Origin of the sequence: Pusillimonas caeni (assembly GCF_003545815.1) — a bacterium.
Classification (GTDB): domain Bacteria; phylum Pseudomonadota; class Gammaproteobacteria; order Burkholderiales; family Burkholderiaceae_B; genus Pusillimonas; species Pusillimonas caeni.
This window is the reverse complement of the sequence record NZ_PDUW01000008.1, coordinates 206,174-214,852: the sequence shown is the minus strand read 5'-3', so window position 1 is coordinate 214,852 and position 8,679 is coordinate 206,174. Positions and strand designations below refer to the sequence as shown.

5 protein-coding genes are annotated in these 8,679 nt (G+C 64.7%); 4 read left to right on the top strand and 1 reads right to left on the bottom strand.

All coding sequences use genetic code 11. The annotated features are described in order from the left end of the window. The first annotated feature begins 667 nt into the window (after nucleotides 1-667). The 3 genes from purL to guaA all read left to right on the top strand — a co-directional run bounded on the left by purL (nucleotide 668) and on the right by guaA (nucleotide 7,873). Nucleotides 668-4,720: a phosphoribosylformylglycinamidine synthase gene (purL, locus tag CSC67_RS17330; protein WP_118995701.1), complete on the top strand. Its 4,053-nt coding sequence runs from the start codon at nucleotides 668-670 to the stop codon at nucleotides 4,718-4,720. 34 nt (nucleotides 4,721-4,754) lie between these two features. After that, complete coding sequence (guaB, locus tag CSC67_RS17325) at nucleotides 4,755-6,215, top strand: IMP dehydrogenase (RefSeq protein WP_118995700.1); 1,461 nt, start codon at nucleotides 4,755-4,757, stop codon at nucleotides 6,213-6,215. A gap of 71 nt (nucleotides 6,216-6,286) precedes the next feature. After that, a complete protein-coding gene (gene guaA / locus CSC67_RS17320; RefSeq protein ID WP_118995699.1) occupies nucleotides 6,287-7,873 on the top strand; it encodes a glutamine-hydrolyzing GMP synthase in 1,587 nt (528 codons plus the stop codon). Here the strand turns inward: guaA and CSC67_RS17315 are convergent. Beyond that, complete coding sequence (locus CSC67_RS17315) at nucleotides 7,857-8,219, bottom strand: winged helix-turn-helix transcriptional regulator (RefSeq protein WP_118995698.1); 363 nt, start codon at nucleotides 8,217-8,219, stop codon at nucleotides 7,857-7,859. The genes guaA and CSC67_RS17315 overlap by 17 nt on opposite strands. A 91-nt stretch (nucleotides 8,220-8,310) precedes the next feature. On the opposite strand from CSC67_RS17315, the gene CSC67_RS17310 reads away from it, so the two are divergent. Beyond that, the gene (locus tag CSC67_RS17310; RefSeq protein ID WP_118995697.1) at nucleotides 8,311-8,637 is read left to right on the top strand and encodes a nuclear transport factor 2 family protein; all 327 of its coding nucleotides are present in this window, start codon (nucleotides 8,311-8,313) and stop codon (nucleotides 8,635-8,637) included. Nucleotides 8,638-8,679 lie beyond the last annotated feature (42 nt).

The window sequence follows — 8,679 nt, the reverse complement described above, 5'->3', positions numbered from 1 at the left end:
GAGAACTTCTACAACACCCAGCGCTTGCACTCAGCGCTGGGCTATCTGACTCCAGCCCACTACGAGGCTGGATTGAAGGCCAATACACCTAAAACGGTGTCCACGAAAACTTGACCACGACAGTCCGAGGCAGCGCCCTCCAACGCCCGGTACAAGCGCTGCCGCCTCCAGCGGCTCAGGTTTGGGCAAGCCATACAAGCCGGCAAGCCGGCGTCCTGGAATGTGTGATGTGGCATGGCGAAATTCCGTGATGCTAAGAGCCACCACATTCGTGTTAGATCGTAGATTAAAGACCTTCCCGCATTCGCAATACCACCACAGTCTTGAGATCCCCCGAAACCGCGGCCGGCCGCCAATGCAAGCCGTCTGGGACAAAGCCCTTTTGGCCGGGCGTTGGAGGGCGCTGCCTCGGACCGTCCGACCGCCCGGCCAAAAGGGCTTTGTCCCAGACGGCTCTTTAGAACTCAGATATCAAACCCTACAAGAACGACGTAGCAACAAGAACAACGGAGCAACGAGAAAAACAGAGGAAGGCAAGAACCACGGAGCCAGAGCTCGGCAGCAATCCGCCACGAAGGCGGCCATCCCTACAGGCCCCACCCGACTCGAACTTAACCCGCTAAAATAAGGGATTCCACTAATCCCAGCCATTTTTGCCCCTCCTATCGTGACTTCCATCCAGCATTTCCCCGGTTCCGTGGTCTTGTCGCCGTTCCGCCGCGAGCGCCTTCTCAAACGATTTGCCGAGCTGGACCTGCCGGTTTCCGATATCCAGGGGCAGTACGAACACTTTGTCTGGGTCGAATCCGACCTGGAAACCGGCCAGCAGGACAAGCTGGCCGCGCTGCTGGATTACGGCGCGCCCGTTCCGCCGCAGAAAGAAGACCGCCATGCGCTCACCCTGCGCGTGATTCCCCGGCTGGGCACGGTTTCGCCGTGGGCCAGCAAGGCCACCGACATCGCCCATAACTGCGGACTGCCGCAGGTGCGGCGCATCGAGCGGGGCGTCCGTTACACCATCAAGCCCACGCGCGGGCTGCTGGGCAGCCAGAGCATCAACGCCGAGCAGTTGGGCCGGATCGCCGCCTGCCTGCACGACCGCATGACCGAAACCGTGGTCGACGAACGCTTCGATGGCGCCGAGCTGTTCGCCTCCCTGCCCGGCAAGCCCATGCAGACGGTGGACGTCATGGGCCGGGGCCGACAGGCCCTGGTGGACGCCAACGTCGAATTGGGCCTGGCGCTGTCCGAAGACGAAGTCGAATACCTGGACGAATCCTTCCGCCAGCTGGGCCGCAATCCCACCGACGTCGAATTGATGATGTTCGCCCAGGCCAACAGCGAGCACTGCCGCCACAAGATCTTCAACGCCAAATGGGTGATCGACGGCGTCGAGCAGCCCAATACGCTGTTCGGCATGATCCGGGCGACTCACGCGGCCCAGCCCGAGGGCACCATCGTGGCCTATTCGGACAATGCGGCCATCATGGCCGGCGGCGCCGCCAGCGTCTTCCATGCCGGCGCATCGCCCGATTCGAACGAACCCGGCGCCACCGCTTATGCCAGCCACGACGCCGTCATGCATACGCTGATGAAGGTCGAGACCCACAACCATCCGACCGCCATCGCCCCGTTTCCGGGCGCGGCCACGGGCGCCGGCGGCGAGATCCGCGACGAGGGCGCCACGGGGCGCGGCTCCAAGCCCAAGGCGGGGCTGACCGGCTTCACGGTCTCGAATCTTCGCTTCGCCGACGCCCTCGAGCCCTGGGAGGCCGAGACGCACGGCCTGCCGGAGCGCATTGCCAGCCCGCTGGACATCATGATCGAAGGGCCCATAGGCGGCGCGGCCTTCAACAACGAGTTCGGCCGGCCCAATCTGCTGGGCTACTTCCGCAGCTACGAGCTGCAGGCGGCGGGCAGCCGCTGGGGCTACCACAAGCCCATCATGATTGCGGGCGGCCTGGGCGCCATCGACCAGCGCCTGACGCACAAGGATCCGATTCCTCCCGGCGCGCTGCTGGTGCAACTGGGCGGCCCAGGCATGCGCATCGGCATGGGCGGCGGGGCGGCTTCCAGCATGAGCGTGGGCGCCAACAGCGCCGAACTGGACTTCGATTCCGTGCAGCGCGGCAATCCCGAAATTGAACGGCGTGCGCAAGAAGTCATCGACCGCTGCTGGCAGCAGGGCGAACGCAATCCCATCATTGCCATCCATGACGTCGGCGCCGGCGGACTCTCCAACGCCTTTCCGGAACTGGTGAACGATGCCGGGCGCGGCGCCATCTTCGAGCTGACGCAGGTGCATCTCGAAGAGTCGGGCATGTCGGCCGCAGAGATATGGAGCAACGAGGCGCAGGAGCGCTATGTCCTGGCCATCTTGCCCGAAGACCTGCCGCGCTTCGCGGCCATCGCCGACCGCGAGCGCTGTCCGTACGCCGTGGTGGGCGTCGCCACAGAAGAGCGCCGGCTGCGCGTGACCCTGGGCGAGGACCTGCCCGGCGTGGCGCAGGCGCCGCAAGGCCAACCGGCCCATGACCCGCGTCCGGTGGACGTGCCCATCGACGTCATCCTGGGCAAGCCGCCCCGCATGACGCGCGACGTGCGGCGGACCAAGGCCTTGCATCAGCCCGTGGACGTCGTGGGCCTGCCTCTGGAAGAGGCCGTCGAGCGGGTGCTGCGCCATCCGACGGTGGCCAACAAGACCTTCCTCATCACCATCGGCGACCGCAGCGTCGGCGGCCTCAGCAGCCGCGACCAGATGGTGGGGCCCTGGCAAGTGCCGGTGGCCGACTGCGCCGTCACCCTGGCCGACTTCGAGGGTGTGCGCGGCGAGGCCATGGCCATGGGCGAGCGCACGCCGCTGGCCGTGATCGACGCTCCGGCGTCCGGCCGCATGGCGGTGGCCGAGGCGCTGACCAACCTCGCCGCGGCGGACGTGCGTTCGCTCAAGGACATCAAGCTTTCAGCCAACTGGATGGCGGCCTGCGGCGTCGAGGGCCAGGACGCGGCGCTGTACGACACCGTGTCGGCGGTCAGCGAGTGGTGCCAGGCGCTCGACCTTTCCATACCGGTCGGAAAAGACTCTCTCTCGATGCGCACCACCTGGCAGGAGCAGGACGGCGCGCGCGAAGTGATATCGCCGGTGTCCTTGATCGTGACCGCTTTCGCGCCTGTGCGGGACGTGCGCGCGACCTTGACGCCGCAATTGCGTGCCGACGCCGGCGACACGGTGCTGATCCTGGTCGATCTGGGACAGGGCCGCAACCGGCTGGGCGGCTCGGTGCTGGCGCAGGTGTTCAATCAGACAGGCGACGCGGCCCCCGACATCGACGATGCCGCCATGCTGGCCGGCTTCTTCGGCGTGGTGCGCAAGCTGGCGGACGAGGGCAGGGTGCTGGCCTATCACGACCGCTCGGACGGCGGCCTGCTGGCCACGGTCTGCGAGATGGCTTTTGCGGGCAGGGTGGGCGTTTCGCTCAACCTCGACATGCTGACCATCGATCCCCATGCCGCCGATTGGGGCGACTACAAGATACGGCCCGAGCAGGTGGCCGTGCAGCGCGACGAATTGAGCCTGAAGGCCTTGTTCGCCGAAGAGGCGGGCGCCGTGCTGCAGGTGCCGCTGGCGCAGCGCGATGCCGTCATGCAGACTTTGCGCGAGGCCGGCCTGTCGGTGCATTCGCATGTGGTGGGCAGCCTGAACACACTGGACGAGATCCAGATCTACCGCGACGGCAAATGCGTCTACAGCCGCGCACGCGCCGAGCTGGCCCAGCAATGGAGCGAGGTCAGCCGCCGCATCATGGCGCTGCGCGACAACCCGGCCTGCGCCCAGGCCGAGTTCGACGTCTGGAAAAACACGGAAGACCCCGGCTTCAGCCCGATCGTGAATTTCGACCCGCAAGAGGACATCGCGGCGCCTTTCATCGCTACCGGCAAGCGCCCGCGCGTCGCCATACTGCGCGAACAGGGCTGCAACAGCCAGGTCGAGATGGCCTGGGCCTTCGACAAGTCCGGCTTCGAAGCCTGGGACGTGCACATGACCGACCTGCTGTCCGGCCGCATCCGGCTGGACGACGTGCAGGGCCTGGTGGCCGTGGGCGGCTTCAGCTACGGCGACGTGCTGGGCGCGGGCGAAGGCTGGGCGCGCACCATCCGCTTCAATCCCCGGCTGGCCGAGCAGTTCGCCGCCTACTTCCAGCGCGCAGACACCTTCGCCCTGGGCGTGTGCAATGGCTGCCAGATGATGGCCACCCTGGCCGACATGATTCCCGGCGCGGACCACTGGCCCCGCTTCACGCGCAATCTGTCCGAGAAATACGAGGCCCGCCTGTCCATGGTGGAGATCGCCGACTCGCCTTCGCTGTTCCTGAAAGGAATGGCGGGCACCCGGGTGCCGATCGCCGTCGCCCATGGTGAAGGCTACGCCGACTTCCAGACCCAGGGCGACCTGACCCGCGTCGCGGGCGCTCTGCATTATGTCGACAACCAGGGCCGGCGCACCGAAACCTATCCCTACAATCCCAACGGCAGCCCCGACGGGCTGGCGGGCGCCACCACGGCCGACGGCCGGTTCACCGTGATGATGCCGCACCCCGAGCGCGTCACCCGCAATGTGATGATGTCGTGGCACCCCGAACGCTGGGGCGCCCGGGACGCCGGCGGCGACGCCAGCCCCTGGATGCGCATGTTCCGCAACGCCCGGGTGTGGCTGGGATAAGCGTATAATCTTGCTTTGTGCACGGAGTTATCGAATGCGGCTCATCAAAAAAGCACTGACCTTCGACGATGTGTTGTTGGTCCCTGCCTATTCCGAGGTTCTGCCTCGCGACACTTCACTGCTTACCCAGTTCACCCGCGACATCACGCTCAATATTCCGCTCGTCTCGGCGGCCATGGACACGGTTACCGAAGCGCGTCTGGCCATCGCCATGGCGCAAGAGGGCGGCATCGGCATCATTCACAAGAACCTCAGCGCCGACCAGCAGGCGCGTGAAGTCGCCCGCGTCAAGCGGCACGAGTTCGGCATCGTCATCGACCCGGTCACGGTCACGCCCACCATGAAGGTGCGCGACGCCATCGCATTGCAGCGCCAGCACGGCATCTCGGGCCTGCCCGTGGTCGAAGGCGGCAAGCTGGTGGGCATCGTCACCAACCGCGACCTGCGTTTCGAAGACCGCCTCGACGTTTCCCTGCGCGACATCATGACGCCGCAAGAGCGCCTCGTCACCATGGACGAGGGCGGTACGCTGGATGAGGCCCAGGCCCTGATGCACAAGCACCGCCTCGAGCGCGTGCTGATCGTCAACGACAAATTCGAGCTGCGCGGCCTGGCCACCGTCAAGGACATCGTCAAGAACACCGAGCATCCCATTGCCTCCAAAGATGCCCAGGGCCAGCTGCGCGTAGGCGCCGCCGTGGGCGTGGGCGAGGGCACCGAAGAGCGCGCCGAGAAACTCGCCAACGCGGGCGTCGACGTCATCGTGGTCGATACGGCCCATGGCCATTCGGCCGGCGTAATCGAGCGCGTGCGCTGGGTCAAGCGCAACTATCCGCGCATCCAGGTCGTGGGCGGCAACATCGCCACCGCCGAAGCCGCGCTTGCGCTGGTCGAAGCGGGCGCCGACGCCGTCAAGGTCGGTATCGGTCCCGGCTCCATCTGCACCACGCGTATCGTCGCGGGCGTGGGCGTGCCCCAGATCACCGCCATTTCCGACGTGGCCAAAGCGCTGGAAGGCACCGGCGTTCCCCTGATCGCCGACGGCGGCATCCGCTACTCGGGCGACGTCTCCAAGGCCCTGGCGGCCGGCGCCTTCACCTGCATGATGGGCGGCATGTTCGCCGGCACCGAAGAAGCGCCGGGCGACGTCGTGCTGTACCAGGGACGCTCGTACAAATCGTATCGCGGCATGGGTAGCGTGGGCGCCATGAGCGACGGCTCCGCCGACCGCTACTTCCAGGACCCGGCCAACAACGCCGACAAGCTCGTGCCCGAGGGCATCGAAGGCCGCGTGCCCTACAAGGGCAGCGTCATCGCCATCATCTATCAATTGGTGGGCGGCATCCGGGCATCCATGGGCTACTGCGGCTGCAAGTCCATCCAGGAAATGCGCACCAAGGCCGAGTTTGTCGAGATCACCTCGGCCGGCGTGCGCGAATCGCACGTGCACGACGTGCAGATCACCAAAGAAGCGCCGAACTACCGGGCGGATTGATTTCCCTCACGGTACTTCGCTGACAAATAATGCGCCACCTTCGGGTGGCGCTCTCAAACCACCCAGCCATCATGCACCAGAAAATCCTCATACTTGACTACGGTTCGCAGGTAACCCAATTGATCGCGCGCCGTGTGCGCGAAGCGGGCGTGTTCTGCGAAATCCATCCGGGCGATGTCGATGATGGCTTCGTCAAGAGTCAGGAGAACCTGCGCGGCATCATTCTTTCCGGCAGCCATGCCTCGGCCTACAGCGAGGACTCCCTGCGCGTGCCGGCCGCCGTGTTCGAGGCCAGCGTGCCCGTGCTGGGCATCTGCTACGGCATGCAGTCCATGGCCATGCAGCTGGGCGGCAGGGTAGAGTGGTCCGACAAGCGCGAGTTCGGCTACGCCGAGGTGCGCGCCCGCGGCCACACCCGCTTGCTCGAGGGCATCGAAGACTTCACCACCACCGAAGGCTACGGCATGCTCAAGGTGTGGATGAGCCATGGCGACAAGGTCACCGAACTGCCCCCCGGCTTCAAGCTGATGGCCTCGACCGAATCCTGCCCCATCGCCGGCATGGCCGACGAAGAACGCGGCTTCTACGGCGTGCAGTTCCACCCCGAAGTCACCCACACCACCCAGGGCCAGGCCCTTTTGTCGCGCTTCGTCCATGAAATCTGCGGCTGCGCCGGCGACTGGAACATGCCCGACTACGTCGAAGAAGCCGTCGCCGCCATCCGCGCCCAAGTGGGCAGCGATGAGGTCATTCTGGGGCTTTCGGGCGGCGTCGATTCCTCCGTGGCCGCTGCACTCATCCACAAGGCCATCGGCGACCAGCTCACCTGCGTCTTCGTCGACCACGGCCTGCTGCGCCTGAACGAAGCCGACCAGGTCATGACCACCTTCGGCGACCACTTCGGCATGAAGATCATCCACATCGATGCCACCGAACAGTTCATGAGCAAGCTGGCCGGCGTCACCGACCCCGAGCAGAAGCGCAAGATCATCGGCAAAGAATTCGTCGAAGTCTTCCAGGCCGAAGCCGGCAAGCTCGCCAACGCCCGCTGGCTCGCCCAGGGCACCATCTATCCCGACGTCATCGAATCGGCCGGCGCCAAGACCGGCAAGGCCGCCGCCATCAAGTCGCACCACAACGTCGGCGGCCTGCCCGACACCCTCAACCTCAAGCTGCTCGAGCCCCTGCGCGAGCTGTTCAAGGACGAAGTCCGCAAGCTGGGCGTCGCCCTGGGCCTGCCGCCCGCCATGGTCTACCGCCATCCCTTCCCCGGTCCGGGCCTGGGCGTGCGCATCCTGGGCGAGGTCAAGCATGAATACGCCGACCTGCTGCGCCGCGCCGACGCCATCTTCATCGAAGAACTGCGCCGCGCCGAAGACCCCGTCAGCGGCAAGAACTGGTACGACCTCACGTCCCAGGCCTTTGCGGTCTTCCTGCCGGTGAAGTCGGTCGGCGTCATGGGCGACGGCCGCACCTACGATTATGTGGTGGCGCTGCGCGCCGTGCAGACGTCGGACTTCATGACGGCGGACTGGGCGGAACTGCCGTATTCGCTGCTGAAGAAGGTGTCCTCGCGGATCATTAATGAGGTGCGGGGGATCAATCGGGTGACGTATGACGTGTCTAGCAAGCCGCCTGCTACTATCGAGTGGGAGTGAGGAAACGTCCTTTCGCAAGCAGGGCCTCACGCTGCTCCGCCCATTTGAGTATCGCGTCCAAAGCGGGACACAAGGCTTGCCCCCATTCTGTCAGGCGATACTCAACCTTCGGAGGTACCTGCGGATACAGCTTCCGCGAGACGAGTCCGTCAGCTTCCAATTGCCTAAGTTGCTGGGCCAGCATTTTTTGGGAAATGCCGGGGATCAGTTTCTCTAAGTCCGAATAGCGCTGTACTTTTCCGTCGAAGAGATGGAAAAGAATGATCAGCTTCCATCGCCCTTCCAGCATCCGAAGAACCTCTTCGACCCCGAGTGCGGCGCTCGCCGGCGTGTGGGTATTTCCCATAAGACAGTAGCTTACTTTTTGGTGCGTTCTTGATAATTAACTAGTCTATGACGAAAATGCCTATACGGCAAAACATAGCGAGAATGCTGTCATGAGTCTTTCACTTCCGGATCCGGTTTCCGCCTATTTCGATATCAGCAATGGCTCGGATATTACTCGGCTTGCCCGATGTTTCACTCGGGACGCGGTTGTAGTCGACGAAGGCAGGACGTACCACGGCCACGATGCCATCCACCTCTGGCAACGCGAGGCGCGCGCGAAATTCGAGTACATCGTTGAGCCTGTCAGCGCGTCCCGAGATGGTGATCGGCTGACGGTCACGGCCAACGTTGTCGGCAACTTCCCCGGTAGCCCGGTGCGGCTCGATCATGTATTCGACCTGGAGGCCGACAAGATCAAGTCCCTGCGGATCGGCTGATGCCCATGAGTCTCGAACTACAGGGCAGGCGCCTCCAGTTGA

Excerpts from the sequence above, each read along its gene's own strand:
- guaB (WP_118995700.1), top strand. The coding sequence starts at position 4,755 with ATGCGGCTCATCAAAAAAGCACTGACCTTCGACGATGTGTTGTTGGTC.
- guaA (WP_118995699.1), top strand. The coding sequence starts at position 6,287 with ATGCACCAGAAAATCCTCATACTTGACTACGGTTCGCAGGTAACCCAA.
- CSC67_RS17315 (WP_118995698.1), bottom strand. The coding sequence starts at position 8,219 with ATGGGAAATACCCACACGCCGGCGAGCGCCGCACTCGGGGTCGAAGAG.
- CSC67_RS17310 (WP_118995697.1), top strand. The coding sequence starts at position 8,311 with ATGAGTCTTTCACTTCCGGATCCGGTTTCCGCCTATTTCGATATCAGC.